Source organism: Microbacterium sp. MEJ108Y, from assembly GCF_000834175.1.
Lineage (GTDB): Bacteria > Actinomycetota > Actinomycetes > Actinomycetales > Microbacteriaceae > Microbacterium > Microbacterium forte.
In genome coordinates this window covers 24,906-50,671 of sequence record NZ_JXQX01000019.1, presented here as the reverse complement: position 1 = coordinate 50,671, position 25,766 = coordinate 24,906, and the positions used below count along the sequence as shown (strand labels likewise).

28 protein-coding genes are annotated in these 25,766 nt (G+C 69.4%); 14 read left to right on the top strand and 14 right to left on the bottom strand.

Annotation, left to right across the window (positions count from 1 at the left end):
- The first annotated feature begins 19 nt into the window (after positions 1–19).
- Both RU09_RS10925 and RU09_RS10920 read left to right on the top strand, forming a co-directional pair.
- Positions 20–1,240 carry an ROK family protein gene (locus tag RU09_RS10925; protein WP_042540507.1) on the top strand — a complete coding sequence of 407 codons (1,221 nt, stop codon included), beginning with the start codon at positions 20–22 and terminating at the stop codon, positions 1,238–1,240.
- A gap of 5 nt (positions 1,241–1,245) precedes the next feature.
- A complete protein-coding gene (locus tag RU09_RS10920) occupies positions 1,246–1,782 on the top strand; it encodes a 2'-5' RNA ligase family protein (RefSeq protein WP_156145906.1) in 537 nt (178 codons plus the stop codon).
- Positions 1,783–1,896: 114 nt separating this feature from the next.
- Here the strand turns inward: RU09_RS10920 and RU09_RS10915 are convergent, their stop codons facing one another.
- From RU09_RS10915 to RU09_RS10900, 4 genes are all read right to left on the bottom strand, one after another.
- Positions 1,897–3,255: a dihydrolipoamide acetyltransferase family protein gene (locus RU09_RS10915; protein WP_042540499.1), complete on the bottom strand. Its 1,359-nt coding sequence runs from the start codon at positions 3,253–3,255 to the stop codon at positions 1,897–1,899.
- A gap of 36 nt (positions 3,256–3,291) precedes the next feature.
- Positions 3,292–4,257: an alpha-ketoacid dehydrogenase subunit beta gene (locus tag RU09_RS10910; RefSeq protein WP_042540549.1), complete on the bottom strand. Its 966-nt coding sequence runs from the start codon at positions 4,255–4,257 to the stop codon at positions 3,292–3,294.
- Positions 4,258–4,268: 11 nt separating this feature from the next.
- Positions 4,269–5,396 (bottom strand): thiamine pyrophosphate-dependent dehydrogenase E1 component subunit alpha, encoded by a 1,128-nt coding sequence (locus RU09_RS10905; RefSeq protein WP_042540497.1) that lies wholly within the window; start codon positions 5,394–5,396, stop codon positions 4,269–4,271.
- A gap of 95 nt (positions 5,397–5,491) precedes the next feature.
- The gene (locus RU09_RS10900; RefSeq protein WP_042540495.1) at positions 5,492–6,559 is read right to left on the bottom strand and encodes a histidinol-phosphate transaminase; all 1,068 of its coding nucleotides are present in this window, start codon (positions 6,557–6,559) and stop codon (positions 5,492–5,494) included.
- Positions 6,560–6,665: 106 nt separating this feature from the next.
- Between RU09_RS10900 and RU09_RS10895 the strand changes: the two genes are divergently transcribed.
- Positions 6,666–7,070, top strand: a complete 405-nt coding sequence (locus tag RU09_RS10895; protein ID WP_042540493.1) for a phage holin family protein — start codon at positions 6,666–6,668, stop codon at positions 7,068–7,070.
- A 31-nt stretch (positions 7,071–7,101) separates the two neighbouring features.
- On the opposite strand, the gene RU09_RS10890 is transcribed toward RU09_RS10895, so the two are convergent.
- Both RU09_RS10890 and RU09_RS10885 read right to left on the bottom strand, forming a co-directional pair.
- Positions 7,102–8,379 carry a hypothetical protein gene (locus RU09_RS10890; protein WP_042540491.1) on the bottom strand — a complete coding sequence of 426 codons (1,278 nt, stop codon included), beginning with the start codon at positions 8,377–8,379 and terminating at the stop codon, positions 7,102–7,104.
- Positions 8,376–8,639: a hypothetical protein gene (locus RU09_RS10885; RefSeq protein WP_052492941.1), complete on the bottom strand. Its 264-nt coding sequence runs from the start codon at positions 8,637–8,639 to the stop codon at positions 8,376–8,378. The genes RU09_RS10890 and RU09_RS10885 overlap by 4 nt, the downstream gene beginning before the upstream one ends.
- 167 nt (positions 8,640–8,806) lie before the next feature.
- On the opposite strand from RU09_RS10885, the gene RU09_RS10880 reads away from it, so the two are divergent.
- Both RU09_RS10880 and purB read left to right on the top strand, forming a co-directional pair.
- On the top strand, positions 8,807–9,346 hold the full coding sequence (locus RU09_RS10880) for a low molecular weight protein-tyrosine-phosphatase (protein WP_194285977.1): 540 nt from the start codon (positions 8,807–8,809) through the stop codon (positions 9,344–9,346).
- On the top strand, positions 9,343–10,725 hold the full coding sequence (gene purB / locus RU09_RS10875; RefSeq protein WP_042540485.1) for an adenylosuccinate lyase: 1,383 nt from the start codon (positions 9,343–9,345) through the stop codon (positions 10,723–10,725). The genes RU09_RS10880 and purB overlap by 4 nt, the downstream gene beginning before the upstream one ends.
- A 196-nt stretch (positions 10,726–10,921) precedes the next feature.
- Here purB and RU09_RS10870 read toward each other — a convergent pair whose 3' ends face one another.
- On the bottom strand, positions 10,922–11,278 hold the full coding sequence (locus RU09_RS10870; RefSeq protein ID WP_042540483.1) for a hypothetical protein: 357 nt from the start codon (positions 11,276–11,278) through the stop codon (positions 10,922–10,924).
- On the bottom strand, positions 11,275–11,925 hold the full coding sequence (locus tag RU09_RS10865) for a hypothetical protein (protein ID WP_042540481.1): 651 nt from the start codon (positions 11,923–11,925) through the stop codon (positions 11,275–11,277). The genes RU09_RS10870 and RU09_RS10865 overlap by 4 nt, the downstream gene beginning before the upstream one ends.
- A gap of 307 nt (positions 11,926–12,232) precedes the next feature.
- Here RU09_RS10865 and RU09_RS10860 point away from each other — a divergent pair, with 307 nt between their 5' ends.
- Positions 12,233–13,168, top strand: a complete 936-nt coding sequence (locus RU09_RS10860; protein WP_042540479.1) for a hypothetical protein — start codon at positions 12,233–12,235, stop codon at positions 13,166–13,168.
- A 32-nt stretch (positions 13,169–13,200) separates the two neighbouring features.
- Here the strand turns inward: RU09_RS10860 and RU09_RS10855 are convergent, their stop codons facing one another.
- The gene (locus tag RU09_RS10855) at positions 13,201–14,037 is read right to left on the bottom strand and encodes a sulfurtransferase (protein ID WP_042540477.1); all 837 of its coding nucleotides are present in this window, start codon (positions 14,035–14,037) and stop codon (positions 13,201–13,203) included.
- Between the two features lie 135 nt (positions 14,038–14,172).
- Between RU09_RS10855 and RU09_RS10850 the strand changes: the two genes are divergently transcribed.
- From RU09_RS10850 to RU09_RS10830, 5 genes are all read left to right on the top strand, one after another.
- Positions 14,173–15,060 (top strand): DMT family transporter, encoded by an 888-nt coding sequence (locus RU09_RS10850; RefSeq protein WP_042540475.1) that lies wholly within the window; start codon positions 14,173–14,175, stop codon positions 15,058–15,060.
- 43 nt (positions 15,061–15,103) lie between these two features.
- The gene (locus tag RU09_RS10845) at positions 15,104–15,763 is read left to right on the top strand and encodes a GTP cyclohydrolase II (protein ID WP_042540473.1); all 660 of its coding nucleotides are present in this window, start codon (positions 15,104–15,106) and stop codon (positions 15,761–15,763) included.
- A gap of 29 nt (positions 15,764–15,792) precedes the next feature.
- The gene (locus RU09_RS10840; protein WP_042540547.1) at positions 15,793–16,251 is read left to right on the top strand and encodes a MarR family winged helix-turn-helix transcriptional regulator; all 459 of its coding nucleotides are present in this window, start codon (positions 15,793–15,795) and stop codon (positions 16,249–16,251) included.
- A 74-nt stretch (positions 16,252–16,325) separates the two neighbouring features.
- A complete protein-coding gene (locus RU09_RS10835) occupies positions 16,326–17,216 on the top strand; it encodes a helix-turn-helix transcriptional regulator (RefSeq protein ID WP_042540471.1) in 891 nt (296 codons plus the stop codon).
- Positions 17,217–17,281: 65 nt separating this feature from the next.
- Positions 17,282–17,638: a helix-turn-helix domain-containing protein gene (locus RU09_RS10830; RefSeq protein ID WP_042540469.1), complete on the top strand. Its 357-nt coding sequence runs from the start codon at positions 17,282–17,284 to the stop codon at positions 17,636–17,638.
- Between the two features lie 172 nt (positions 17,639–17,810).
- Here RU09_RS10830 and RU09_RS10825 read toward each other — a convergent pair whose 3' ends face one another.
- The gene (locus RU09_RS10825) at positions 17,811–18,404 is read right to left on the bottom strand and encodes a ClpP family protease (RefSeq protein WP_042540468.1); all 594 of its coding nucleotides are present in this window, start codon (positions 18,402–18,404) and stop codon (positions 17,811–17,813) included.
- Complete coding sequence (locus RU09_RS10820; protein ID WP_042540545.1) at positions 18,401–19,015, bottom strand: ClpP family protease; 615 nt, start codon at positions 19,013–19,015, stop codon at positions 18,401–18,403. Before RU09_RS10820 ends, RU09_RS10825 begins: the two co-directional genes overlap by 4 nt.
- Positions 19,016–19,183: 168 nt before the next feature.
- Here RU09_RS10820 and RU09_RS10815 point away from each other — a divergent pair, with 168 nt between their 5' ends.
- Positions 19,184–19,651: an acyl-CoA thioesterase gene (locus RU09_RS10815; RefSeq protein ID WP_082041096.1), complete on the top strand. Its 468-nt coding sequence runs from the start codon at positions 19,184–19,186 to the stop codon at positions 19,649–19,651.
- 140 nt (positions 19,652–19,791) lie between these two features.
- Here RU09_RS10815 and RU09_RS10810 read toward each other — a convergent pair whose 3' ends face one another.
- Together RU09_RS10810 and RU09_RS10805 are read right to left on the bottom strand one after the other, a co-directional pair.
- Positions 19,792–21,588 (bottom strand): hypothetical protein, encoded by a 1,797-nt coding sequence (locus RU09_RS10810; RefSeq protein ID WP_156145905.1) that lies wholly within the window; start codon positions 21,586–21,588, stop codon positions 19,792–19,794.
- Between the two features lie 145 nt (positions 21,589–21,733).
- Positions 21,734–22,948: a trans-sulfuration enzyme family protein gene (locus RU09_RS10805; RefSeq protein WP_042540464.1), complete on the bottom strand. Its 1,215-nt coding sequence runs from the start codon at positions 22,946–22,948 to the stop codon at positions 21,734–21,736.
- A 113-nt stretch (positions 22,949–23,061) separates the two neighbouring features.
- Here RU09_RS10805 and RU09_RS10800 point away from each other — a divergent pair, with 113 nt between their 5' ends.
- Together RU09_RS10800 and RU09_RS10795 are read left to right on the top strand one after the other, a co-directional pair.
- Complete coding sequence (locus RU09_RS10800) at positions 23,062–23,529, top strand: Lrp/AsnC family transcriptional regulator (RefSeq protein ID WP_052492940.1); 468 nt, start codon at positions 23,062–23,064, stop codon at positions 23,527–23,529.
- 49 nt (positions 23,530–23,578) lie between these two features.
- Positions 23,579–25,288, top strand: a complete 1,710-nt coding sequence (locus RU09_RS10795) for an AMP-binding protein (protein WP_042540460.1) — start codon at positions 23,579–23,581, stop codon at positions 25,286–25,288.
- A gap of 7 nt (positions 25,289–25,295) precedes the next feature.
- Here RU09_RS10795 and RU09_RS10790 read toward each other — a convergent pair whose 3' ends face one another.
- On the bottom strand, positions 25,296–25,691 hold the full coding sequence (locus RU09_RS10790; RefSeq protein ID WP_042540458.1) for a hypothetical protein: 396 nt from the start codon (positions 25,689–25,691) through the stop codon (positions 25,296–25,298).
- Positions 25,692–25,766: the final 75 nt, after the last annotated feature.

Genomic DNA, 25,766 nt, shown 5'->3' with positions numbered 1-25,766 from the left:
GAGAGTGAGGTCAAGACCCGTGACAGAAGTCTCCGCAGGTCTGGGCACCGGGCGAGCCAGCGTCGGCGCCGTGCTCGACTTCGCCTGGGCGGCGGGCGAGTTCACCGCCACCGACGTCATGGCCTCGACGTCTCTGACGCGCTCGACGGCCATCGACGCGATCGACACCCTCGTCAGCGCGGCCGTGCTCCGTGAGCTTCCGAACGCGAGGGCCGCAGGCAGCTACCGCGCAGGGCGCCCCGCGCGACGCTTCGTGCTGGCATCCGATCTCGGTGTCGTGCTCGGCGTGGATGCCGGTGACAACCATGTCGCCGTCACCGTCTCCGATCTGCTCGACCGCACACTCGTGCACCACCGCACGGACATCGACTCGACCGAATCGGCGGCGGCGCGGCGCGCGACGGTGCTCGGCCGGATGGAGCAGGCGCTCACCGAGGCGGGCGTCTCGAAGGATGACATCCTCGCGATCTGCGTCGGCGTCGCCGCTCCCGTGAATCGCGCAGGGGTCTCTCCCCCGCATCCCGACGGCTTCTGGGAGCGCACGAACCCGGGCCTCGCCGACGCACTGGCCGACTGGGCGCCGGCCGTCGAGATCAAGAACGACGCTCAGCTCGCCGCGATCGCCGAGGGCTCGGTCGGGGCCGCAGTGGGATGCCGGGACTACGTCGCGCTGCTCGCCGGCGAGCGCTTCGGCGGGGGCGTCGTCGTCGACGGCCACGTGCTGCACGGCGCGCACGGCGGCGTCGGCGAAGGCATCGTGTTCGACCACATCGTGGGCGTGGGATCGGCCTTCGGTCTGAGCTACGCCCTGCAGGACGAGGTGCGTGCCGCCGTCGCGAGTGGCGAGGTCGACGCGACCTCGCCGATCGGACGCCTCGCCGACGACGACCGCGTGGATCCGCGCGTCGTGCTGACAGCCGCCGCGTCGGGTGATGCCGATGCGCTGCTCGCGACCTCGCGCGTCGGCGCCACCCTCGCTCGGGTGGTCGGCGTTCTGGGAAGCATGTACGACCCGACGCGCGTGATCGTCTGCGGCGCAGTCGCCGAGAGCGTCGCTCCCGTGATCGCCGCCGCGCGCGAGGTCGTGCCGACCGAACTGCACCTGCCGGCGCCCGAGATCCTCGCCTCGACGCTCGGCGCCGAGGTCGTCTCGATCGGGGCCGTCACCACCGCCCGCATGGCCGCCCGCGAGGTGGCCGTGCCGCTGCTGGCGGAGCGGCGACTCAGCGCGGTCGGCTGAGCGCAGTGCAGGAACCAGAGCCTCGGCACTCCCCCTCGTCGATCGAGCTGCTCCTCGACCCGGATGCGGAGGCCGCCGTCCGTGCCGAGTGGGATGCCCTCGCCGCACGCGGGCTCTCGAGCCTGGCGGGGCACACATCCGCGAGCAACCGCCCTCACGTCACGCTGGTCGCACGCATCGGCCTGTCGAAAGTGGACCTGGGGCGCCTGGCAGACATCGCGTCCTTCCCCCTGACACTCGGGGCGCCCCTGCTCTTCGGCAGCGGCGAGCGTCGCGTGCTGGCCCGGAGCGTCGTTCCCAGTGCGGAACTGCTGGACCTCCGCGAGAGTATCCTCGCCGCCGTCGGGCCCGGAGATGATGCCCCGCACACCGCGCCGGGCGAGTGGATGCCGCATGTCGCGCTCGCCCGCAGATTGCGGGTCCCGGGCCTCGCGGCGGCGCTCGACCTGATCGGCGGCGACATCCACGGTCACGCACATGCGGTGCGGCGCTGGGACCCCGACGTCGCCGCCGTCACGACCCTCGCGGAGCTACGGCTCTAGCGGGCACGCGTTCCGAGAACGGAAGCGGTCTAGCAGCCGCCGACATGTCGGGGCGCGAGGCACCGGCATCCGCGGGAATGCTCCTGGTCTCCCCTGCGCGGACGCCGGAGGACCTCACTCGACGAGGAGCGCGGGCTCCTCGAGAACCGATGCCACGTCGGCGATGAACCGGCTCATGCCGTCGCCGTCGATCACGCGGTGGTCGAACGATCCGGCGACCGTGGTGACCCAGCGGGGGCGCACCTCGCCGTCGACGACCCACGGCTTCTGGCTGATCGTGCCCATCGCCACGATGCCCGCCTCGCCGGGGTTGATGATCGGCGTGCCGGCATCCATCCCGAAGACACCGATGTTGGTGATCGTGATCGTGCCGCCCTGCTGGTCGGCCGGGCTCGTCTTGCCCTCGCGGGCGGTGAGCGTCAGCCGATTCAGCGCGCGGGCGAGGTCCTTCATGCTGAGATCCTGCGCGTCCTTGATGTTCGGCACGAGCAGACCGCGAGGCGTGGCCGCGGCGATGCCGAGGTTCACGTAGTGGCGCACAGCGATCTCGGCGCCGCCCTCGGTCTCGATCCAGGCGGCGTTGACCATCGGCGTGCGACGCGCAGCCCAGATCACGGCACGGGCCATGATCAGCAGCGGGGAGACGCGGATGTCGGCGTAGTCGGGCGACGCCTTGAGACGCTTGACGAGCTCCATCGTGCGGCTCGCGTCGATCTCCTTCCACACCGTCACGTGCGGGGCGGAGTACGCGCTCTGCACCATCGCCGACGAGGTCGCCTTGCGCACTCCCTTGACCGGGATCGACTCGGTGCGATCGTCGCTCCGGCCGGAGGCGGATGCCGGCGCCGGCGACAGCCCGCGGGCGAGACCCGACGGGGTGCTCTGCGGCGCGGGCACGGTCTCCTCGCGCACGGCACCCCACTCGGGCGTCTCGATGTTGCGGAAGACGCTGGCCTGCTGTGCGTGGGTCATCACGTCGTCGCGGGTGACCTCGCCGTCGGCGCCGGTGGGCGTGACGGTCGTGAGGTCGACGCCCAGGTCGCGAGCGAGCTTGCGGATCGGCGGCTTCGCGATCACACCGACCGACGAGCGGACGGGGCGCTCGGCCGGTCGCTTGCGACGGGAGGTTGCACCGCCGCCCGTGCCGTAGCCGACGAGCACCGAGCCGCCACCCTCTTCGGGCGCGGGAGCCTCAGCCGTGGCGATCACGCCCGGACCGGCATCGTCACGGGCATCCGTCACGAAGGTGATGATCGGCGAGCCGACCTCGACCGTCGCGCCCTCTGCGGCGAGCAGCTCACCGACGACGCCGGCGTGCGGCGAGGGCAGCTCGACGAGCGACTTGGCCGTCTCGATCTCGCAGATCACGTCGTTGATGGCGACGGTGTCACCGGGCGCGACCTTCCACGCCACGATCTCGGCCTCGGTCAGGCCCTCGCCCACATCGGGGAGGTTGAAGTTCTGCGTGCTCATGTGCGGTCCTTTCGGAACGGCGAGATCGGGGTGAGATCAGTAGGCGAGGGAGCGGTCGACGGCCTCGAGGATGCGGTCGGCATCCGGAAGGTAGGTGCCCTCGAGCTTCGCGGGCGGGAACGGGGTGTCGTACCCCGAGACCCGCAGCACCGGGGCCTCGAGTGCATAGAAGGCACGCTCCATGACCGTGGCCGCGATCTCGCTGCCGATGCTGACGAAGCCCTGCGCCTCCTGCGCGTAGACCATGCGTCCGGTCTTGCGCACCGAGCTCAGGATCGGCTCGTAGTCCACCGGCGACAGCGAACGCACATCGACGACCTCGCAGCTGGTGCCCTCGGCCTCGGCGAGCGCGGCCGCCTGCAGCAGCGTCGTCACCATCGCGCCGTGTCCGACGAGCGTCACGTCCGAGCCGGTGCGCACGACGCGAGACGAGTGCAGCGGGGCGGCCGAGGCGTCGAGCTCGACCTCGCCCTTCTGCCAGTAGCGGCTCTTGGGCTCCATGAAGATGACCGGGTCGTTCGACGCGATGGCCTCCTGGATCATCCAGTACGCGTCGTTCGGCGTGGAGGGCGAGACCACCCGCAGTCCGGGAGTGTGCGCGAAGTACGCCTCCGGGCTCTCCTGGTGGTGCTCGACGGCACCGATGTGTCCGCCGTAGGGGATGCGGATCACGATCGGCAGGCTCAGCTTGCCCTCGTGCCGGTTGGTGAGCTTGGCGAGCTGTGTCGTGATCTGGTCGAACGCGGGGAACACGAATCCGTCGAACTGGATCTCGATCACCGGGCGGAACCCGGTCATCGCGAGCCCGATCGCCGTTCCGACGATCCCCGACTCGGCGAGCGGCGTGTCGAGCACGCGCTTGTCGCCGAAGTCGCGCTGCAGGTGCTCGGTCACGCGGAAGACGCCGCCGAGCTTTCCGATGTCCTCGCCCATGAGCAGGACTTTGGAGTCGTCTTCCATGGCCCGGCGCAGGCCCGAGTTGAGGGCCTTGCTGAGGGGCATCGTCTCGAGGGTCACTTGCTGTCTCCTTCGAACGATGCCTCGTACTGCCTGTGCCAGGCCTTCTCCTCCGCGATGAGCGGATGCGGGTCGCTGTACACATGGTCGAAGATCAGGTCTGCGGTGGGCGACCCGAGTTCGACGCTGCGCGAACGCAGGTCTTCGGCGGCGTCTGCCGCCTCGGCGTCCACATCGGTGAAGAACTGCCCGGCCGCTCCCCTGTTCTCCAGGAACGCGCGCATGCGATCGATCGGGTCGCGCTGCGCCCATGACTGCTCTTCGTCGGAGCCGCGGTACTTCGTGGGGTCGTCGCTGGTGGTGTGCGCGCCGAGACGGTAGGTGACCGCCTCGATCGCACGGGGACCCCCACCGCTGCGGGCCTCGTCGAGGGCGACTCGCGAGACGGCGTAGCTGGCGAGCACGTCGTTGCCATCGACGCGCACGCTGGGGATGCCGTAGCCGGCGCTGCGCTCGACGAGCGGCACCCGCGACTGCGTCGACACGGGCACGGAGATCGCCCAGTGGTTGTTCTGCAGGAAGAACACGGTGGGCGCCTGGTAGCTCGCCGCGAAGACCATCGCCTCGTGCACGTCGCCCTGGCTCGATGCCCCGTCGCCGTAGTAGACGATGACCGCTTCGTCCTTGTCGAGGTCGCCGGTGCCGGATCGCTCATCGAAGTTGAGCCCCATGGCGAATCCGGCGGCGTGCAGCACCTGCGAGCCGAGAACGAGAGTGTAGAGGCGGGTGTTGCCGTTCTTCGGGTCGGTCGGGTCCCAGCCGCCATGCGAGACGCCGCGCATGAGCTTGATGATGTCGACGGGGTCGACCCCGCGGATCCGCGTCACGGCGTGTTCGCGATACGACGGGAAGATGGTGTCCTGCGCGCGGGCGGCGCGGGCGGAACCGACCTGAGCGGCCTCCTGCCCACGGCTCGGCGGCCACAGGGCGAGCTGCCCCTGACGCTGCAGGTTGGTCGCCTGGGTGTCGATCGCGCGGATGACCACCATGTCGCGGTAGAACTGCTCGAGCTCGGCGTCGCTGATCGCCTCGATCAGCGACAGGTATTGCTCGGCAGCCGGACTCGGCGTGAAGCGGCCGTCCTGATCCAGGACGCGTACGAGTTCAGTCTCTGGCAAGGTCACGGTGCCACGCTACCGCCGTGCGCATGCTCGGGCACGCATACCTAGGACGTCCTCGCATCTGCCGGGAAACCGGAGAACAGGGCGCCCCGAGCCCGTCAGAGCTGCGTCGCGGCGACCTCGAGAACGCGATCGACCGATGCTTCTTCGCCGACCGAGATGCGGATGCCGTCGCCCGGGAAAGGGCGCACGATGAGGTCGGCCGAGACGAACGCCGCCGCGACCTCGACCGTGCGCTCGCCGGTGGGCAGCCAGATGAAATTGGCCTGGCTGTCGGGCACGTCCCAGCCCTGCGTGCGGAGGCCTTCGACCAGACGGGTGCGGCGCTCGACGATCACCGCGACGCGCTCGAGCAGCTCGGACTCGGCATCGAGGCTGGCGATCGCGGCGTTCTCGGCCGCCGACGTCACCGAGAGCGGGATGCCGGTGGTGCGCGCGGCGTCGAGCACCTTCTCGTTGCCGATCGCGTAGCCGATGCGCAGGCCCGCGAGACCGTAGGCCTTCGAGAAGGTGCGCAGCACCACGACGTTCGGATGCCGTTCGAAGACGCGCTCTGCGAGGCCGTCGACCGCGCCCGGCGCGGTCACGAACTCGGCGTAGGCCTCGTCGAGGATGATCAGCACGTCGGTGGGGACGCGCTCGACGAACGTCGCGAAGTCGTCGCTCGTGATGATCGGCCCGGTCGGGTTGTTCGGGGTGCACAGGATGACCGCGCGGGTGCGCTCGGTCACCGCATCGGCCATCGCGTCGAGGTCGTGGCGCGAGTCGGCGGTCAGAGGCACCTGCACTCCGGTCGCACCGGCGACGAGCGGCAGGCTCGGGTAGGCCTCGAACGAGCGCCACGCGTAGACGACCTCGTCGCCGACCGAAGAGGTGGCGAGGATCAGCTGGTGGAGGATCGAGACGCTGCCCGCGGCGACGTGCACCTGCTCGGGAGCGACCGCGTAGCGGACGCCCAGCCGCTCGCGCAGCCGACCGGCGGTGGCATCCGGGTAGCGGTTGATCGGCGTCGTGTGCTGCAGCGCCGCGGCGACGGAGGGAAGCGGCTCGAACGGGTTTTCGTTGCTCGAGAGCTTGTAGGCGTCGGGGCCCGCCTGCTTGCCCTGTCGGTACGGCGCCAGGGCGGCGATGGCGGGGCGGATGCGCGGCAGGATCGGGTCGGTCACAAGGATGAGTCTAGATTCTGCGCCTTCCCGGTGCCGCAGGCGACCGATAGCGGTCGAGAGATTGGCGAGTGTCTTCGTGCACCTCGCATGGAAGACTGGGATGACTATGCGCTTCATCATCCGAGTCGTCGTCAACGCGTTCGCCCTGTGGGTCGTGACGCTGATCCCCGCCCTGCAGGTGCAGATCACGGCGTTCGCGCCGGGCGAGACCCTGCAGCTCGTGCTGACCCTGCTCGCGGTCGCCGCGATCTTCGCGCTCGTGAACACCTTCATCGGCACGGTGGTGAAGATCGTCGCGTTCCCCCTGTACATCCTCACCCTCGGTCTCATCGGGTTCGTGATCAACGGGTTCCTGCTGTGGCTCACCGCCTGGATCACGAGCAGCTTCGACTGGGGTCTCACGGTCGGCAGCTTCTGGTGGGGCGTGCTCGCCGCGCTCATCATCTCGCTGATCAACGGCGTCTTCGGCTTCATCCTGCGCCCGCAGAGCAAGAAGCAGCGCCGCGACTGACGGAGAGACCCGCGCATCCCCGGCGCGTCCCTCATTCGATGCGCTCGGCCTGATACTCGGTGCGCTCGATCACCTCGGCCGCGTCGAGCTCTCTCCAGAACTCGTCCACCGCGTCCATCCGGGGATCGCTCAGGTCGTCTGCGAACCTCGCGGTGTCTCTGTACGTCTCCAGGTGATGCGCGTCGACCACGAGGTCATCGAGCGTGTCATTCGGGTTCGCCTCCGTCGAGATGGTGACGCTGCCGTCCGACCCTGTGCCCTCGGGTGACCCTCCGCCGGCCAGCGCCGAGACCGGGTCGTTCGTGTGACGCAGCTGGATGATGGTCTGATCGTCGTCGAGGGTCGGCTCGACCGGGCTCCCCGCGGTGATCTGCATCTGCACATCGAACTCGCTCTCCATCGCGAGGTGCGCGGCGACCATCCCCGATTGCGAGTGAGCCACGACGTCGACCTCGTCTGCCGGCTCGGCACCCGCAGCTTTGAGCGCGTCGAGGGTCGACTGATACGACGCCGATCGCTGCCCGGTGTAGAGCTGGAGGTTGGACTTCGAGTCCCACGGCTCCTTTCCTCCCCACCCGACGCTCTGCGTTCCCTCCAGATAGGCGACGAACTTCGTCGTGCCGTCGGCGAAGGAGTACTTCTCGACGGCGACCTGCGCCCCCGCGGTGGTCGGCATGCGCCCGAAGGCTCCCGCCAGGCCCGACGGCGCACCGGTGGGTGACGACGTCTTGACCGGCGAGACCGAGACGGGGTCGGCCTTGCCCCGCAGAGTCTCGCCGGGGAGCACCTTGCCCAAGCCCGACACCACCCCCACCATCGCCACGGTCCTGAACACCTCGTCATACAGCGCGGGTGTCACGAGGTTGCCGGTCAGTCCCTCGAAGCGCTCGGCGCGCCACTGGGCGATCACCTCATCGGCCGTCGCCCGGATGCGGTCATCCGACGCCGCGAGCCGATCTGCACGGCGCAACAGCCGCTGCGCCGTGCTCGGATCGGTCTGCGCGAGTATCTCGGCCTCGGCTCGCAGCTCGACGTACTCGTAGGCATCGGCCATGAGCAGGGTGGAGCTGGCGGTCTCCCGGCACTCGGAGTGCAGGCGAGACACATGCTGACCCGACGCCCACAGCCCGACCGTGTCGACGTGCGCGCTCAAGCCCGGAGTGTCGACGATGATCCGATGCGCCCGCATGATCGCGGAGTGCGCATCGTCATAGCGGCAGGCGACGGCATCCACGCGTCGAGCGACGTCGCGCAGCGCGTCGGGGTCGACCGAGATCGCTCCGCCGTGATCGATGGTCAGCCCGCTCACGAGGCGTCGATCCGCTCAGCCTCGGATTCGCGGCTGCGCATCTCGGACGCCTCGACACGAGCGCCCTGTCGAAGCTCGTCGAGCGAGCGCTGCATCGCGCGCACTCCGTCGGAGTGCCAGTCGGTGTCGGAGGCGAGGACGGCGAGCGACGCGCGCACGTCGTCGAGCGCCTCGACGGCGGTGCGGAGGGCTGCCAGGGTCTGCGCCCTCGCCCAGGCGCTCTCGCCCGCGCCGGTCTGCGTGAGTGCAAAGGAGTACATGCGCCCAGCATCCGCCATGGCCCGCCGAGTCCGAGATCGGAGTCGCCCGGATCGGCGGAGACCGTGGGGGGATCGCTCGACCCCTGCGGTGGTGCAGAACGGGTGCACCACGCCCGGCCGGGATACCCGGCATCGCACGATCGGCCTTCGACGGGCAGAATAGGACGGTGACATCCCCGGATCCCTTCCGCGTGATCTTCGTGTGCACGGGGAACATCTGCCGCTCTCCGATGGCAGAGGTGGTGTTCCGCGATCTCGCGGAGCGACAGGGACTCGGCTCGCGGATCGTGTCGCGCAGCGCCGGAACGGGTGACTGGCACCTCGGCGAACGGGCCGATCATCGCACGCTCGATTCCCTCGCCCGCCGCGGCTACGACGGCTCGCAGCATCGCGCGAAGCAGTTCACCTTCGCCTCCTTCTCGGAGAACGATCTGGTCGTCGCCCTCGACCGCACGCACGAGCGCATCCTGCGTGAGTGGGCGCACGATGAGGACGAAGAGGGCAAAGTCACCCTGCTGCTCGCCTTCGACCCCGATGCCCGGAGTCAGGATGTGCCCGACCCCTACTACGCCGGCGCCGAGATGTTCGATTCGGTGCTCGGTATGATTGAGACCGCGACTCGCGGGCTGTTCCGCCAGCTCGAGCCGGCTCTTCGCCAGCCCCGCACGCCCCGCACTCCCGGGGCCCGATCAGGAGGACTCCCCTGACTTTCCAGCCTTCGCTCCCGCCCCAGCCCCTGAGCCCCCTCGACGGTCGCTATCGCGGCGCCGTCACCGGCCTCGCCGACTTCCTCTCGGAGGCGGGTCTGAACCGCGCCAGGGTCGAGGTCGAGGTGGAGTGGCTGATCGCGCTCACCGACCGCTCGCTCTTCGAGACGAGCCCGCTGTCGGATGCCGACAAAGAGCGGCTGCGCGCCCTCTACCGGGACTTCGGACAGGCCGAGATCGACTGGCTCGCCGAGAAGGAAGCCGTCACCCAGCACGACGTCAAGGCGATCGAGTACCTGGTGCGCGATCGCCTGAGCGCGCTCGGCCTCGACAGCATCGCCGAGCTCACGCACTTCGCCTGCACGAGTGAGGACATCAACTCCGCCTCGTACGCGCTCACCGTGAAGCGCGCGGTCGAAGAGGTCTGGCTCCCCGCGCTCGACGTCGTGATCGCCAAGCTGCGTGAACTGGCCGCCGAGCACGCGGATGCCGCGATGCTCTCCCGCACCCACGGACAGCCGGCCACCCCGTCGACCATGGGCAAGGAGATCGCCGTCTTCGCGTGGCGTCTCGAGCGCGTGCGCGCCCAGATCGCGTCATCCGACTACCTCGCCAAGTTCTCGGGCGCGACCGGCACCTGGTCTGCGCACCTCGCGGCCGACCCCGACGCCGACTGGCCCACGATCTCGCGTGAGTACATCGAGGGTCTCGGTCTCGGCTTCAACCTGCTGACCACGCAGATCGAGTCGCACGACTGGCAGGTCGAGCTCTACGACCGGGTGCGTCACGCCGGCGGGATCCTGCACAACCTCGCGACCGACATCTGGACCTACATCTCGCTCGGCTACTTCGCACAGATCCCCGTCGCCGGTGCGACCGGCTCGTCGACGATGCCGCACAAGATCAACCCGATCCGGTTCGAGAACGCCGAGGCGAACCTCGAGATCTCGGGTGCTCTGCTCGCATCGCTCGGCCAGACCCTCGTCACGAGCCGCCTGCAGCGCGACCTCACCGACTCGACGACGCAGCGCAACATCGGCGTCGCCTTCGGTCACTCGCTGCTCGCGATCGACAACCTGCGCCGCGGACTGAACGCGATCTCGCTCTCGCGCGACGTGCTGCTCGCCGATCTCGACGTGAACTGGGAGGTTCTCGCAGAGGCCATCCAGACCGTCATCCGCGCCGAGGTCGTCGCCGGTCGCTCGTCGATCACCGACCCCTACGCTCTGCTCAAGGAGCTGACCCGAGGACACCGCGTCGGCGCTGCAGAGCTGGCGAAGTTCGTCGACGGGCTCGAGATCGGCGACGCCGCGAAGCAGCGTCTGCTCGCACTCACCCCCGCGTCGTACACCGGCATCGCCGAGCAGCTCGCGAAGTAACCCGCCGAACGCTACGGGCGCGGCTCTGCGGAGTGCGCCGCACCGTGCATGGTCGAAAACGCACCGCATAGTCGGCGCGTGGTCAAAAACGCATCGCAATCGGACGATTCGGACGCTTTATTGACCACGCATCGGGCGGGCCACGCATCAGCCCGGGGCTATTCCGGTCGGGTCGGAGAAACCCGCGATCATCATGTCAGGAGGAGGACGACGTGCGGTCCGGCTTGTCGGAGTCGGGTTCGTCTGACGACTCAGGGTCGAAGAGCACGGGACGGTCGACCGTCTTGGCGACGTCGGCGGGGTCGACCACGAGGATCAGCATCGCCAGGAACAGCAGCGTGACGATGAACGCCCCGCCGCCCACCACGAGACCGAGCGCGATCGGAGTGAGACCGTCGTAGGTGCCGCTGGCGATCGCGTTGTTGACGCGGGCGGTGAACGCTCCCGTCGACACGAGCGTCACCACGGCGGCGAAGATTCCGCAGCCGAGAGCGATTCCCAGCAGGTGCAGAGGGCGCAGGATGTCGCGCCGGGTGGGCTTCTCGTCGCTCATCGCTCTCCTCCGTGCCCGGCGGGGGCGGGGTCGTTCTCGGTCGTGCGACCCTCGGCGACAGCATCCGCTCGCTTCGGGGTGAGACCGGCGATGCCGAGGAAGACGGCGACGATCGCCGCATATCCGCCGAACATGCCGACGCCGAGGATGATGCCGGTGAGTTGGAACGCACCGGCTCCGTCGATCTCGTACGGCTGCACGAAGCCGGCCGGGATCGCGATCAGCAGCACGGCCAAGAGCAGCCCGAACGCGCCGAGGGTGATCGAGTCGCGTGCGTTCGCCTCGCCGGCTCTGCGCGCACGCAGCCCGACGACGAGTTCGAGGATGCCGGTCGTCACCGACCAGGCGATGACGACGACGAAGAAGACGTCTTCGGTTCGCCATGCGGGCACACCGGCCGTCATGCCGGCGACGAAGCTCAGCAGCGCGAAGACGACGGACGGCCAGCGCTGGCCGGCCGGATAGACGAGCCACGTGGCGACGATCATCACGAGGCCGGTCGTGAGCACGAACCCGCTGAAGACGGAGAGACCGACGGCCGCCGAGTGATCGGGCGAGAAGGTGATCATCACGGCTGCGGCGGCGGCGAAGAGCGCGCGCAGCAGCTGAACGTGACGCACGGTGAACGCGCGGGCAGGGGCAGACATGAAGATCGAGAATCCTCCGGGGGTGTTCCCCCCAGTCTACGCGGGGGCGCTGAGTGGGCGCCGCCACCGGAGAGGTGTTCGCGGGGCCCGATGGATCTCCCCAGATCGATCACCAGGCCCCGCGACAGAACGCAGCGACGGGGGCGACACTGCGCTGTGGACCGAGACGCCGTGAGGTCGGGTACCCTGCTCACGATTACTCAGCCCAGTAGACCCCAGAAATAGCACCTCGTCCCCTACGCGATGCTGGTGTGGTCGTAAGCTCACTCTAGAACGCGATTCTTCACATACCGGAGGGGGTGCTGTGATGAGCATGGAAAGTGGCATTCGCCGATATGCCGATGTATTCGCGGCGTCCTTCCGAGACGCGATCAATGCACGTGGATTGACCCTCGCCCGGCTGCACGAGCAGTTGCGCGCTCGCGGCAACAGCGTGTCGATGGCGACGCTCAGCTACTGGCGCTCCGGAGCACGCCGCCCGGAAGGTGCCCAGTCGATGGCCGCCCTCGGCGACATCGAGCAGCTTCTGCACCTCGAGCCCGGCTCGCTCACCGCGCTGCTCGGCACGACGAACCGCACCGGCCCCCTCGGCCCCAATCTGTTCCCCCTCGACGAGCGGGAACTCGAGGAGGCCGTCAAAGAGGCGTTCGCCGCCCTCGGCGCCGAATACCCCGACACGTCACGCGAACTCACGACGCACTCCGTGACGGACGTGGATGCCGCCGGCAACGTGTCGTACTCCATCACCCGCAGCATCGTGCAGTCGACCGTCGGGACGGTCGTGTCGATCCCGTTCCTGGAGATGACGCCGGGCATCAGCACGCCAGCCCCCTTCATCGAGGCTGTGGCCGGGGGACGCATCTCCGCGCGCTACTCGCATCCGAACGGCGAGGTGCACGGCGTCCTGTTCGAGCTCGACGTGCCACTGACCGCGCCGAGCACCGCGATGGTGGAGTGGTCGGTCGCCTACCCGCCCGACTATCCGCCGCAGCGGGAGACGGGTCACGCCGTCGCCCGGCAGTGCCGAGAGCTGCTGGTGTGGACGCGGTTCCACCCCGACGCACTCCCCGACCGCATCGAGGAGCGCGTCGAGACCCCGGACGGCTCGAAGCTCACCGAACTGTCTCTGGAGGGCCGCACGTCCGTGCACCAGGTGCGACGCGCGTTCGGCCCGGGGCTTCTCGGCGTCGCCTGGAGCTACGCGGACGACGCTGATCCCCGGAACCTGACCGCCGACGCCTGACCGCCGACACCTGACCGCCGGCGCCTGACCCCTCAGCCGGGCTGATCGCCGACCGCGACCGGGCGCCCCGGCGTGTTCGACCACTGGCTCCACGAGCCGGGGAAGACCTTCGCCTCGATGCCGATCTCGTCGAGCACCAGAGCGGTGTGCGCCGCAGTGATGCCCGAGCCGCAGTACGCCGCGACAGGGGTGCCCTCGGTCACGCCGACGGCCGCGAAGGTCGCCTGGAGGGTGTGCATGTCGAGGATCCGGCCCTCGGCGTCGAGATGAGCGGCCATCGGCACGTTGAGCGCTCCCGGGATGTGTCCGGCGACGGGATCGAGAGGCTCGTGCTCTCCGCGATAGCGATCTGGAGCGCGCACGTCGAGGAGCACACCCGAGTCGGCGAACGAGGCGGCCTCGTCGATCGAGATCGCGTCGCCGCCGATCTCGTCGAGGACCACATCACCCGGCTCCGCCTGCACGTCATCGCCTGCGACCGGGAGGCCCGCGGCCGTCCAGGCGCGGATGCCGCCGTCGAGCACGCGCACATCGACTCCGCCCTGGCGCAGCAGCCACCAGGCGCGCGATGCGCTGAGTCCCTTCGCGTCGTCGTACGCGACGACGATGTCGCCCTGGTTGACGCCCCATCGGCGCGCAGCATCCTGAAGCGTCTGAGTGGAGGGCAGCGGATGACGGCCCTCAGACGGCTCTCCGTGCGTGGCCAGCTCGGTCGCGAGCGGCACGAAGACCGCCCCGGGGATGTGCCCTGAGAGATAGTCGGCATGGCCGTCCGGCCGGTCGAGTCGCCACCGCACGTCGATCAGACGAAGGGGCGCCTCGGACCTCAGCAGTTCGTCCAGTTCGGCGGCGCTCACGAAATTGCTCATGAGGCGAGGCTATCGATCGGCCTTTCGAATCACGCACCTTGCTGTATTCCGTCGTCATATCGGGCTGTTCGCACGATTCGGAACGGGGGTGCGCACGGCGCTAGGCTCGAGCCGGTCACGTCGAGAAAGGACAGTATGTCCACTCGACTCCGCTCCATGAGCCTGCGTCGGCAGGAGATCGCCCTCATCGCCGTCACCGCGGTATGGGGCAGCACGTTCCTGCTCGTGCACTGGGCGATGCAGCACTCGGGGCCGTGGTTCTTCGTCGGCATCCGGTTCCTGATCGCCGGTCTGATCAGCGTCGTCATCTTCCGCCGGGCGCTGCGAGGCATGCGCTGGCGCGACATCGGCGCCGGCGTCGCGATCGGCGTGATGATCTACCTCGGATACGGGCTGCAGACCGTCGGGCTGCAGACCATCGACTCGAGCACGTCGGCGTTCATCACGGCCATGTACATCCCGCTCGTGCCGCTCGCGCAGTGGGCCGTGTTCCGCAAGCGCCCGCCCGCTATGGCTTTCGTGGGCGCCGCTCTCGCGTTCCTCGGTCTGCTGTTCATCGCAGGCCCCGACGCCTTCGCGCTCACCCTCGGATCCGGTGAGATCCTGACGCTCGTCAGCACGCTGCCGATCGCGGCCGAGATCATCCTGATCAGCGTCTTCGCCGGGAGGATCGACCTCGGCCGGATCACGATCGTCCAGCTCCTCACCGCGGGCGCACTCGGCATTCTGACCATGCCCCTCGTCGGCGAGGGACTGCCGGAGTTCTCCTGGATCTGGGTCGGCTGCGCGGTCGGGCTCGGGGCGGCGAGCTGCATCATCCAGCTCACGATGAACTGGGCCCAGAAGTCCGTGTCGCCGACCCGCGCCACGATCATCTACGCGGGCGAGCCGGTCTGGGCCGCCGTGATCGGGCGCATCGCCGGCGAGCGCCTGCCCCTCGCCGCGCTGATCGGCGGCGCGCTCGTCGTGCTCGGCATCCTGGCCAGTGAGCTCACGCCCGTGCGGCGCCGCCCGAACGAGTAGTCACTCACGGGAATATCGGCGACGTCGGCGCGTTGCACCCGACATGATTGAAACTTCAACCGTCGTTCCGGTCGCCACCGAGCGGACGCGCGTGCGCATGCCGATGCGCTTCGCCGACGGATTCTCCACCACGGCGGATGTCGTCACCTTCGACGGTCTGATCGACGGCCGCGAGCACCTGCTGCTCGGGCTCGGAGACTGGAGGGCGGCCATGGAGCGGGCGGCCGACGGCGGCGACGCACCCCTCGTGCGCCCGCACAGCGAATGCCTGACCGGAGACGTGTTCGGCTCGGAGCGCTGCGACTGCGGCCCGCAGCTGCGGGAGGCCGTCGAGCGCATCGCGGAAGACGGCGGGTTCCTTCTCTACCTGCGCCAGGAGGGCCGGGGCATCGGCCTCTACGCCAAGCTCGATGCGTACGCGCTGCAGGATGCAGGGCTCGACACCTATGAGGCGAACGTGGCTCTCGGTCGCGGCGAAGACGAACGCGACTACACGATCGCCGCGCAGATGCTGCAGGCGGTCGGCGTCGACGGCATCCGCCTGCTGAGCAACAACCCCGACAAGGCTGCGCAGCTCGAGGCGCTCGGCATCCGCGTCACCGAGCAGGTGCGCACCGGCGTGCACCTCTCGGACGCGAACCACCGCTACCTCGAGGCCAAGCGCGATCACACCTCGCACACGCTCGACCTCTCCGCCGCGTGATGGCGGCGGCCGTGAGGGAGGCAGGCACGATGAGCGATCGGCGGCTCGACGACGACGAGATGCAGACGTGGCTGCCGACCATCCGGTTCGTCCAGCTGCTGCCGCAGGTGCTCGACCGCACCCTGAAGGCCGAGACCGGACTCAAGCACTCGCACTACGCGATCCTCGTGACGCTGGCAGGTCAGGGAGACCGCGCGATCCCGATGACCGAGCTCGCCCAGATCGCCGGCCTCAGCCGCTCGCGCCTCAGCCACGCGATCGACTCGCTCGAGCATCTCGGCTGGGTGACGCGCACCTCGTGCAGCACCGACAAGCGCACGCTGACGGCAGCGCTGACGGATGCCGGTCGCGAGCTGCTCCGTGCGGCGGCGCCCGTTCATGTGGCGCAGATCCGCGAGCTGATCCTCGATCCCCTGACCGCCGACGAGCGGGAGCAGCTCGGCACGATCCTCACGAAGCTGCTGCCCGGCGTCGCCGCCGCGCTCTGAAGGCGACGCCGGTCAGCGTTCCCGGTACTGCCAGAACCCCCCTCGACAGCGCGAGGGCGCGTACCGTCGATGACATGGACACCCGCAGCGAGGTGCGCGAATTCCTCTCGTCGAGGCGCGACCGCATCACCCCCGACCAGGCCGGCCTGCCCGCGTACGGCGGCAACCGCCGCGTACCGGGACTCCGGCGTGAGGAGGTGTCGCTGCTCGCCGGCGTCAGCGTCGACTACTACACGCGACTCGAGCGGGGCGATCTGTCCGGCGTCTCCGACAGCGTGCTCGACGCGCTCGCCCGCGCCCTGCAGCTCGACGAGGCCGAGACGGCGCACCTGTTCGACCTCGCCCGCGCGGCGAATGCGTCGCCGGTCGCCCGCACGCCGCGCAAGAAGGTCGAGGTGCTGCGCCCCAGCATCCTGCGCCTGCTCGATGCGATGACCGAGGCACCCGCGATCGTGCGCAACAACTACTTCGACTACCTGGCCGCCAATGCGCTCGGCCGCGCTCTCTACTCGCCGCTCTTCACGACTCCGGTGCCGAACAGCGCGCGATTCGCGTTCCTCGACCCGGCCGCCCAGGAGTTCTACCCCGAGTGGGAGCGCAACACTCAGGAGCTCGTCGCGGCGATGCGCGGTGAAGCCGGACGAAACCCCTACGACCGCAAGCTCACCGATCTGGTCGGCGAGCTGTCGACGCGCAGCGAGCGCTTCCGCACCCTGTGGGCCGCGCACAACGTGCGCTTCCATCGCAGCGGCGTCAAGCGCATCAACCACCCGGTCGTGGGCGAGATGGAGCTGACCTACGAGGCGTTCGAGCTGCCCGCCGACGCCGGGCTGCAGATGTCGACGTACACGGCAGAGCCGGGAACAGCGTCGGCCGACAAGCTGCGGATGCTGGCGAGCTGGGCGGCGACGGACGCGTCCGTCGCCGAGCCCGAGACCGTGTCGCCGGAGCGCACCGAGGCCTGAGCGCGACGGTTCTGCTCTGAGCAGAACCGCTCGAACCCGCGCACGACGGCGGCATATCGTGAGGCATGGCCGACCTCGTCCCGTTCTCCCGCGCACCTCGCCCGTCCCGCCCTCGCCCCAGTGAGCCCGAACCCCTGTGGCGCCAGATGGTCGGGGACCAGCTGCGGCGGCGACGACATGATCGCGACGAGACATTGACCGAGACGGCCGAGAATGCCGGAGTGTCGCCGCAGTACCTCTCGGAGGTCGAACGCGGACTCAAAGAACCGTCGAGTGAGATGATCGCGGCGATCGCCGGCGCCCTCGACACCTCGCTGATCGAACTGACGAGCGCTGTGGCCGACGAGCTGCGTCAGGTGACGGCCGCTCCGGCATCCGCCGCCGTCTCGGCCGCACGCGGGGCCTTCGCCCTCGCTGCCTGAGCCATCGCGGGATCCCCGGCCGGAGTCTTCGGGCCGGGGCGTCGGCCAGATCTTCGGCCGCGGCCCGTGTCCTTGGCCCGTCTGCAGGACCACGGCACGTCTGCAGGAGCAGATCGGCAGAATCACCCCGCATCCGTGCTTCGATCCTGCAGACGGCCGGCCGGGCATCGGGTCAGACGGCCCGCTCGCCCAAAACGGTGTCGATCAGCCCGTAGTCGAGAGCGGCGGATGCCGTGAAGACGCGATCCCGGTCCGTGTCGGCGCGCAGCTCGCTCAGCGAGCGCCCACTGTGCCTGGCGAGGATCGCCTCCATGTCTGCCCGCACGCGCACGACCTCGTCGGCCGCGAGGATGAGGTCTGGAATTGCCCCCCGCGACTGGCCCGCCGGCTGATGCAGCACGATGCGTGCGTGGGCGAGCGCGGCCCGCTGACCCGGCGCTCCGGCGGCGACGAGAAGTGCGGCGGGTCCGATCGCCTGCCCGACGCAGGTCGTCGCGACCGAGGGGCGGATGTGCTCCATCGTGTCGTAGATCGCCAGCGCCGCCCCCGGGTCGCCGCCTTCACTGTTGATGTAGAACTGCACGCCCGCGTCCTGACTGTCGGCGTCGAGGTGCAGCAGCTGCGCGATGAGGGCGTTTGCCACTCCCGCGTCGATGCCGGTGCCGAGATAGATGACCCGTTCGGCGAGCAGATGCGAGTAGACGTCCATCACGCGTTCGCCGCGCGGATGCTGCGCGATGACGTTCGGGATCGTGTAGCCGCTCATGCGCTCGCCCCCAGCCCGACGCGGGCCCGGCGACGGGGCATGAGGTCGGCGAGCGAGTCGAGGACCTCATCGATGAACCCGTAGTCCTTCGCCTGCTCTGCGGTGTACCAGCGGTCGTGCAGCGAGTCCTCGAAGATGCGATCCACGGGCTGCCCGGTGTCGGCGGCGATCAGCCCGAGCACCGTGTCGCGCATGTGCCGCAGGTCGTCTGCCTGGGTCTCGAGCTCGCCCGCCGACCCACCGATGCCGGCGGAACCCTGATGCATGAGGATGCGCGCGTGGGGCAGCGCCCTGCGCTTGCCCTTCGCGCCCGCCGAGAGCAGGAACTGCCCGGCGCTGCATGCGAGTCCGAGCGCGAGAGTCGACACGTCGTTCGGCACCAGCGTCATGAGGTCGCGGATCGCGAGCATCGACGGCACGGAGCCGCCGGGCGAGTGGATCCACAGGGCGATGTCGGTCGTCGGATCCTCGGCCGAGAGGGTGAGCAGCTGCGTCATCAGCAGCGTGCCGTTGTCGTCGTCGAGGGCGCCGTCGAGCACGAGCACGCGCTCGTGGAACAGCGCTCGCCTGGCCTCGGGTCCGAAGTGCGGGATGGGGGTCTCTTCGCTCATGGCCTCAGCATCCGCCGTGTCGAGTCCGTTCGGAACCGAATCCGCCCTCGGCAGATCCGCCGGAGGCAGAGCGACCCGAGACAGAGCGACCCGAGACCGAGCGACCGTCGACATGCACGGATGTGCACGCGTAACACCACCGACTCACGATGCTCCTACCCTCGAAGCATGGCGAAACAGCAGACACCCGAGTGGCAGTGGTCCGAAGACGGCATCAACTTCCGCACCCGCAAATGGGTGAAGCCGGAGGACCTGAACGCGAACGGATCTCTGTTCGGCGGCAGCCTGCTCAAGTGGATCGACGAGGAGGCCGCGATCTACGCGATCGTGCAGCTGGGCAACTACCGCGCGGTGACCAAGCACATCTCCGAGATCAACTTCGAGGCCTCAGCCGTGCAGGGCGACCTGATCGAAATCGGCCTGCAGGCGACCCACTTCGGCACCACCTCGCTGACCATGCGCGCGGTCGCCCGCAACATGATCACCCGCAAGCGCATCCTCACGATCGAGAAGATCGTGTTCGTGAGCCTCGACGAGGACGGCACGCCGACCCCTCACGGGTACGACGAGATCACCTACAACCGCGATCGGATGCCGACGGAGCGGATCGCCACAGGCACGATCCGCCTGCCGTAGAGCCAGGCTCCGGCATCCTCTCGCCCTGCGTCTCACGCGCGCGGAAGGAGATCTCCCGTATCGAAGGACGATCGTGCGGATCGGGTCCTTCGGAACGAGAGATCTCCTTCGATGCGCGCGGCGTCAGTCCGGGATGCCGCTCAGACGCTCCGACGGTGACTGACGCGGTGGCCGATCCAGAAGCCGACCGCGATGAGTCCTGCCAGTGTGACGACGAGCATCCAGGGCAGCATCGACGGCGCAGCGCCCGCCGTCGCGGTCGCGAGCGTGCCGGAGCCGTCGGCGATCAGGCCGTTGCCGTCTGCGAGTTCCGATGCACCCGCCTCGAGCTTGTCACCGCCCTCCGCCAGTTCGCCGGTGCCTTCGGCCACAGTGGCAGCACCCTCGGAGAGCTCGCCGACGCCGGTGCTCAGGTCTGACGCACCGACCTTCAGCGTCTCGGTGCCCTCGGCCAACGCGGTCGCGCCCTCGTCGAGGCTGGCCGCACCGGCGCTGAGCCGCGCCGAACCGTCCTGCAGCGACACGGCGCCATCGGCGAGAGTGTCGAGACCAGCGGCGAGCCGATCCGCGCCGGCCCACAGTTCTGCGGTGCCCGCCTTCAGAGGCTGCAGTCCCGTGGCCAGCGCGAGCGCGCCTCCCGAAAGCTGCGAGGCTCCGTCGCTCAGGGGCTGCACGCCGTCGGCGAGCTTCAACGCACCGGCCGATACCGCTGAGGCGCCTGCCTTGAGCGTGCCCACACCGGACTCGAGCGTCGAGGCGCCGGCGGCGAGACCGGAAGTGCCGGCCTTCAACTGCTGCACCCCCGTGACGAATGCCGGGGCCCCTGCGGTCGGGTCTGCCAGCGCGACCGTTCCCGGCCATCCCTGCGCCGCATCGCCGTTGACCAGCGCATTCGCACCGCCGGCGACCAGCTGCGCTCCGGCGGCGGCCTGGATCGTCCCCTGCGCGAGCACGGGTGCCGCGGCGGCCGCTCCGGCGATTCCGTCGACCTGAGCATCCACTCCGGCGGCGAGAGCAGCGAGCTGCTGCATCTGAGCGTTCGTCGGGTCTGCCGCAGCGAGCTGGGAGAGCGCATCGGCCAGCTGCTGCGCGTTCGCGGGGGCACCGTTGGCCGCCTCGGTGATCGCCGCGGCGTTCTCCGGGCTGGCGAGCGCCTGAAGCTGCGGCGTCACGGCGCCGGTGATCGTCGAGCTGAGCTGGTTCGCCCCGTCGAGCACCTGCCCCGCGACCTGGTGCGCGCCGGCGACCCCGGCGGCGAGATTCGTCGCCCCGTCGAGCACCGACTGGGCTCCCGCGTCGACCTGCAGCGCGCCCGTCGTGAGGTCCTGAGCGCCGTCGACGAGCGACTGGGCTCCGCCGTCGACCTGCTGCGTTCCTGCGGCCACCTGCTGAGCGCCGTCGAGTGCGGCCCGGGCTCCTGAGTCGATCTGCTGCGCACCGGCCGAGACCTTCTGCGCACCGTCGAGCGCAGACTGCACACCGGCATCCGCCGTCGTGAGTCCCGATTCGAGACGCTCGGCACCTGTGAGCGCCGACAGTGCTCCGGCGCTCAGCCGAGCAGCCCCGGACGCGGCGTTCGAGGCGCCGATCGCGAGAGTGTCGGCACCTACGGCGAGCGCGGCGGCGCCGGTGGAGGCGCTCTGCGCACCCGTGGCGACCTTCTCGGAGCCGACGTGGGCGCTCGTCGCTCCCGCCGCGAGCTGCTCCGTGCCGGCGGCGAGCTCGTCGGCGCTCGCAGAGAGATCACCGGCACCTGCGGCGAGGTCGGCCGAGCCGTCTCGTGCGGTGGTGGTGCCGTCGGCGAGTTCCGCGGCACCGGCCGCGATCTTGCCCGTGGTCAGGAAGAACAGGATCACCATCGCGGCCAGCAGCAGGCTGAGCACGATCACGGCTATGCGCATTCCGATTCCGTGCGCGTGGGGCTTTGCACTCGTCATTGAGGACTCCCGGGGTCAGTGGCGTCGTTGCCACCGGCGAGTGTATGGGCGGGTTCTCAGGATTCGCACAGGTTTGCTCCTCGGAACTAGATCCCGTTCATAGTGAGACTCAGTTCCTTGTAGCTGTTCGACAAACGTCGCGACCTCACGCCCACGGACGGCCGGATGCCACGGCGCCCTCCACTCGCGACAGTGCAGCGAATGCCTGCGCGAGGTCGGCGATCAGGTCGTCGACGTTCTCGAGACCGATCGACAGTCGCAGCACATCGGCGTCGGGGCGCGCTTCCGCCGGCACGGGCCGGTGCGTGAGCGCGGCCGGATGCTGGATCAGCGAATCGACCCCGCCCAGCGAGACGGCGTGGGTGAACAGCGACGTCGATGAGGTGACGGCGGATGCCGCGGCATACCCGCCCCGCATCCGCATCGCGATCATGGCCCCGGTGCCCCGCATCTGACGCTGGATGATGCCCTGCGGGTCGTCGTCGAGTCCGGGATAGAACACCTCGGCGATCTCGGGGCGGTCGATCAGCCACTGCACGATGCGGCGAGCGCTCTCCTGCTGCGCGCGCATGCGCACGGGGAGGGTCGCGAGCCCACGGTGCAGCAGGTAAGCGCCGAGCGGATGCAGCAGACCGCCGGTCACGGCACGCACACGGCGGAGCGCCTCCGCGGTCTGCTCGTCGCAGGCCACCACGCCCGCGATCACGTCGCCGTGTCCGCCGAGGTACTTCGTGGCGCTGTGCAGCGACATCGCCGCACCGTGGTCAAGGGGATTCTGCAGCAAGGGCGTCGCGAAGGTGTTGTCGACGACCACCGGCACGACTCCCGCCTGCGCCACCACGGCGGCGATGTCGGCGATCTCGAGCGTCGGATTGGCGGGGGTCTCCACCACCACGAGTCCCGTGTCCGGACGGATCGATGCGGCGACCTCGGCAGGGTGGCAATAGGTGGTCTCCACACCCAGCAGGCCGGAGCCGAGCAGGTGATCGGTGCCGCCGTAGAGGGGACGCACCGCCACGACGTGGTTCTTCCCCGCTGCGGGGCCGTGCGCGAGGATCACCGCGGTCATCGCCGCCATGCCCGATGCGAAGGCGACGGCGGCCTCGGCGTGCTCGAGCTCGGCGAGGGCGTCTTCGAACCGCCCCACGGTGGGGTTCCAGAGCCGCGCGTAGACCATGCTGCCGTCGGCGGGCGGCCGCCCACCCGTCGCCATCGCCTCGTACGAGTCGCCGCCGCGCTCGATGTCGGGCAGCGGGTTGGTCGTCGACAGGTCGATCGGCAGTGCGTGGACTCCCAGTGCCTCGAGGTCTGAGCGGCCGCTGTGCACGGCGACGGTGTCTGGATGCAACGGTGCAGTCATGTCTGCCACGTTGCCCGAAACGCGATGGATGCGCAGGGATTCGACAGTATCCGTCGGATTCTGGCTCGTTCTCGATATTCTGAGCAAGGAAGCGATACGAGGAGGTGCGGGCATTGGCGAAAGCACAGCTCGACGAGATCGATCTCGAGATCCTCGCCGTGCTCACCCGCGACGCCGAGGTCACGAACAAGGCGCTCGCGCACGGGCTGGGTCTCGCCGAGTCGACATGCGCCCACCGCGTGCGCGCACTGCGCGAGCGCGGGATCATCCGCGACACCCGGATCCGGGTCGACGGATCGGCTCTCGGACTGCCTCTGCAGGCGATCATCAAGGTGCGCCTCGCGAATCACACGGGCCCCAAGGTCACCGCGCTCTTCGACGCGCTGGCGGCCATCCCGCGGGTGCTGCAGGTGTTCCACGTCGCGGGCGTCGACGACTTCCTCGTGCACGTCGCGGTGCAGGATGCCACCGCCCTGCGCGACATCGTGCTCGAGCACATCACGATCCACCCCGTCGTCCGCGGCACCGAGACGCAGCTGGTGTTCGAGCTCCGCGACGGCGCCGGCCTGCTCGCGCGCTGAGCGGATCGTGGGCGAGGATGGACACGTCTGCCGAGCAAGGGAGCCCAGAATGAGCCGCAGCGCCACCGCAGCCACGTCCGCGATCAGAGAGATGCGCGACTTCCTCTTCGCGAATGCCACCGACTACGCGGCGGCGCGAGACGGGTTCGTCTGGCCGACGCCCACGGAGTTCAACTTCGCGCTCGAGTGGTTCGACGTCATCGCGGGCGAGACGCCCGACCGCCCGGCCGTGCAGATCGTCTCGGCCAATCTCAGTCTCGAGTCGTGGACATACGGAGAGCTGTCGGCCCGCTCGGATCAGGTCGCGGCCTGGCTGACCGGCCTCGGCATCCGACGAGGCGACCACGTCATCGTGATGCTCGGCAACACCATCGAGCTGTGGGAGGTGATGCTCGCCATCACCAAGATCGGCGCGGTGTCGATTCCGACGTCGACACTGCTCTCGGCATCCGACCTCGCCTACCGCGTCGAGCACGGCCGGGCGCGCGCGATCGTCACGCTCGGCAGCCTCGCCGAGCGCATCGCCGACATCGACGCCGACGTGCTGCGCATCGGCGTGGGCGACGGCATCCCCGCCGAATGGACCCGCTTCGACGGCTCGTCCGACGCCCCGACGACCTTCGAGCCCGACGCCGCCACACCGGCCGACGACACGGCCCTGCTCTACTTCACGAGCGGCACGACCAGCCGCCCGAAGCTCGTGCAGCACACGCACGTCTCGTATCCCGTCGGACACCTGTCGACCATGTGGTGGCTGGGCGTGCGACCCGATGACGTGCACCTCAACATCTCGTCACCCGGCTGGGCGAAGCATGCGTGGTCGAGCTTCTACTCGCCGTTCCTCGCCGAGGCGACGGTGTTCGTCTACAACTACGACCGGTTCGACGCGAACACCCTGATGCAGGTCATGGACACCCACCACGTCTCCACGTTCTGCGCTCCGCCGACGGTGTGGCGGATGCTGATCCAGGCCGATCTCGCACGACTCACCCACCCGCCGCGGGAGCTGGTCGGAGCGGGCGAGCCGCTGAACCCCGAGGTCATCGACCGGGTGCGCGCGGCGTGGGGCGGCACGATCCGCGACGGCTTCGGGCAGACCGAGATGACGGCCTGTGTGGGCAACTCCCCCGGTCAGGTCGTGAAGGTCGGCTCCATGGGGCGCCCGCTGCCCGGGTACCCGGTCGTGCTGCTCGACCCCGCCACCGGAGAGATCGCCGAGCACGAGGGCGAGATCGCGCTCGACCTGGCCCACCCTCCGGTCGGGCTCATGGCCGGGTACTACGACGATCCGGAGAAGACGGCCGAATCCCGCGTCGGCGGCTTCCACCACACCGGAGACATCGCCCAGCGGGATGCCGACGGATACCTGACCTACATCGGCCGGGCGGACGACGTGTTCAAGGCCTCCGACTACAAGATCTCGCCGTTCGAGCTCGAATCGGTGCTGCTGGAGCACGACCTCGTGATCGAGGCGGCGGTGATCCCGAGCCCCGACCCGACGCGACTCGCGGTTCCGAAGGCGTACGTGTGCCTGCACCCCGACGCGGTCGGCGCCGAAGCCGACGCCGCCCGCTCGATCTTCGCCTACGCCCACGACCGCCTGTCGTCGCACCTCTGGGTGCGGATCATCGAGTTCGTTCCCGAGCTGCCCAAGACGATCTCGGGCAAGATCCGCCGCGTCGAGCTGCGCGCCAGAGAGGCCGAGCGCGTGACCTCAGGAGACGAGGCCGCACAGCACCGCGACCGCGACTACCGCTGACGAGCTCTCAGCCTGCCAGCGCGGGCTGACTGCCTGTGCTCGGCGTCACCGTCGTGCCGCGCGGCACGACGACCGGGTCCGGTGCGTCGATGAGCGCCTGGACGCGCGCGGCACGGGCCGCTTCTCGTGCCGGCTCACCCGTGTTCACGATGCCGCGACCCACGGCTCCGATCACCAGCATCGCGACGAGCGCGGCGCCTGAGATCAGCAGCGGCGTCCACTGATTCGCGAACGATGCCGTGGAGCTGAGCATCGCGCTCGGAATCCACAGACCGACCGCTCCGCCGGCGAGACCCGCCGCTCCGCGCATGATCGCGATTCCTGCGATGAGCGCACACAGCGCTGCGAGCACAGCCCCCACCACTCCGATCGGCACCAGAATCGATGCCAGTTCGCTTGCCACCCTTGACGATGTCATCACGACCCCCCGGTCTGCGGAATCTCCGCATCACCAACATTACGAAGTGTCGGCATGCCG

What these genes read in the sequence shown, in the direction of transcription:
- RU09_RS10915 (WP_042540499.1), bottom strand. Translation starts at nt 3,255, where the DNA reads ATGAGCACGCAGAACTTCAACCTCCCCGATGTGGGCGAGGGCCTGACC.
- RU09_RS10910 (WP_042540549.1), bottom strand. Translation starts at nt 4,257, where the DNA reads ATGCCCCTCAGCAAGGCCCTCAACTCGGGCCTGCGCCGGGCCATGGAA.
- RU09_RS10895 (WP_042540493.1), top strand. Translation starts at nt 6,666, where the DNA reads ATGCGCTTCATCATCCGAGTCGTCGTCAACGCGTTCGCCCTGTGGGTC.
- RU09_RS10885 (WP_052492941.1), bottom strand. Translation starts at nt 8,639, where the DNA reads ATGTACTCCTTTGCACTCACGCAGACCGGCGCGGGCGAGAGCGCCTGG.
- RU09_RS10870 (WP_042540483.1), bottom strand. Translation starts at nt 11,278, where the DNA reads ATGAGCGACGAGAAGCCCACCCGGCGCGACATCCTGCGCCCTCTGCAC.
- RU09_RS10865 (WP_042540481.1), bottom strand. Translation starts at nt 11,925, where the DNA reads ATGTCTGCCCCTGCCCGCGCGTTCACCGTGCGTCACGTTCAGCTGCTG.
- RU09_RS10860 (WP_042540479.1), top strand. Translation starts at nt 12,233, where the DNA reads ATGAGCATGGAAAGTGGCATTCGCCGATATGCCGATGTATTCGCGGCG.
- RU09_RS10855 (WP_042540477.1), bottom strand. Translation starts at nt 14,037, where the DNA reads ATGAGCAATTTCGTGAGCGCCGCCGAACTGGACGAACTGCTGAGGTCC.
- RU09_RS10850 (WP_042540475.1), top strand. Translation starts at nt 14,173, where the DNA reads ATGTCCACTCGACTCCGCTCCATGAGCCTGCGTCGGCAGGAGATCGCC.
- RU09_RS10845 (WP_042540473.1), top strand. Translation starts at nt 15,104, where the DNA reads ATGATTGAAACTTCAACCGTCGTTCCGGTCGCCACCGAGCGGACGCGC.
- RU09_RS10840 (WP_042540547.1), top strand. Translation starts at nt 15,793, where the DNA reads ATGAGCGATCGGCGGCTCGACGACGACGAGATGCAGACGTGGCTGCCG.
- RU09_RS10835 (WP_042540471.1), top strand. Translation starts at nt 16,326, where the DNA reads ATGGACACCCGCAGCGAGGTGCGCGAATTCCTCTCGTCGAGGCGCGAC.
- RU09_RS10830 (WP_042540469.1), top strand. Translation starts at nt 17,282, where the DNA reads ATGGCCGACCTCGTCCCGTTCTCCCGCGCACCTCGCCCGTCCCGCCCT.
- RU09_RS10825 (WP_042540468.1), bottom strand. Translation starts at nt 18,404, where the DNA reads ATGAGCGGCTACACGATCCCGAACGTCATCGCGCAGCATCCGCGCGGC.
- RU09_RS10820 (WP_042540545.1), bottom strand. Translation starts at nt 19,015, where the DNA reads ATGAGCGAAGAGACCCCCATCCCGCACTTCGGACCCGAGGCCAGGCGA.
- RU09_RS10815 (WP_082041096.1), top strand. Translation starts at nt 19,184, where the DNA reads ATGGCGAAACAGCAGACACCCGAGTGGCAGTGGTCCGAAGACGGCATC.
- RU09_RS10810 (WP_156145905.1), bottom strand. Translation starts at nt 21,588, where the DNA reads ATGACGAGTGCAAAGCCCCACGCGCACGGAATCGGAATGCGCATAGCC.
- RU09_RS10805 (WP_042540464.1), bottom strand. Translation starts at nt 22,948, where the DNA reads ATGACTGCACCGTTGCATCCAGACACCGTCGCCGTGCACAGCGGCCGC.
- RU09_RS10795 (WP_042540460.1), top strand. Translation starts at nt 23,579, where the DNA reads ATGAGCCGCAGCGCCACCGCAGCCACGTCCGCGATCAGAGAGATGCGC.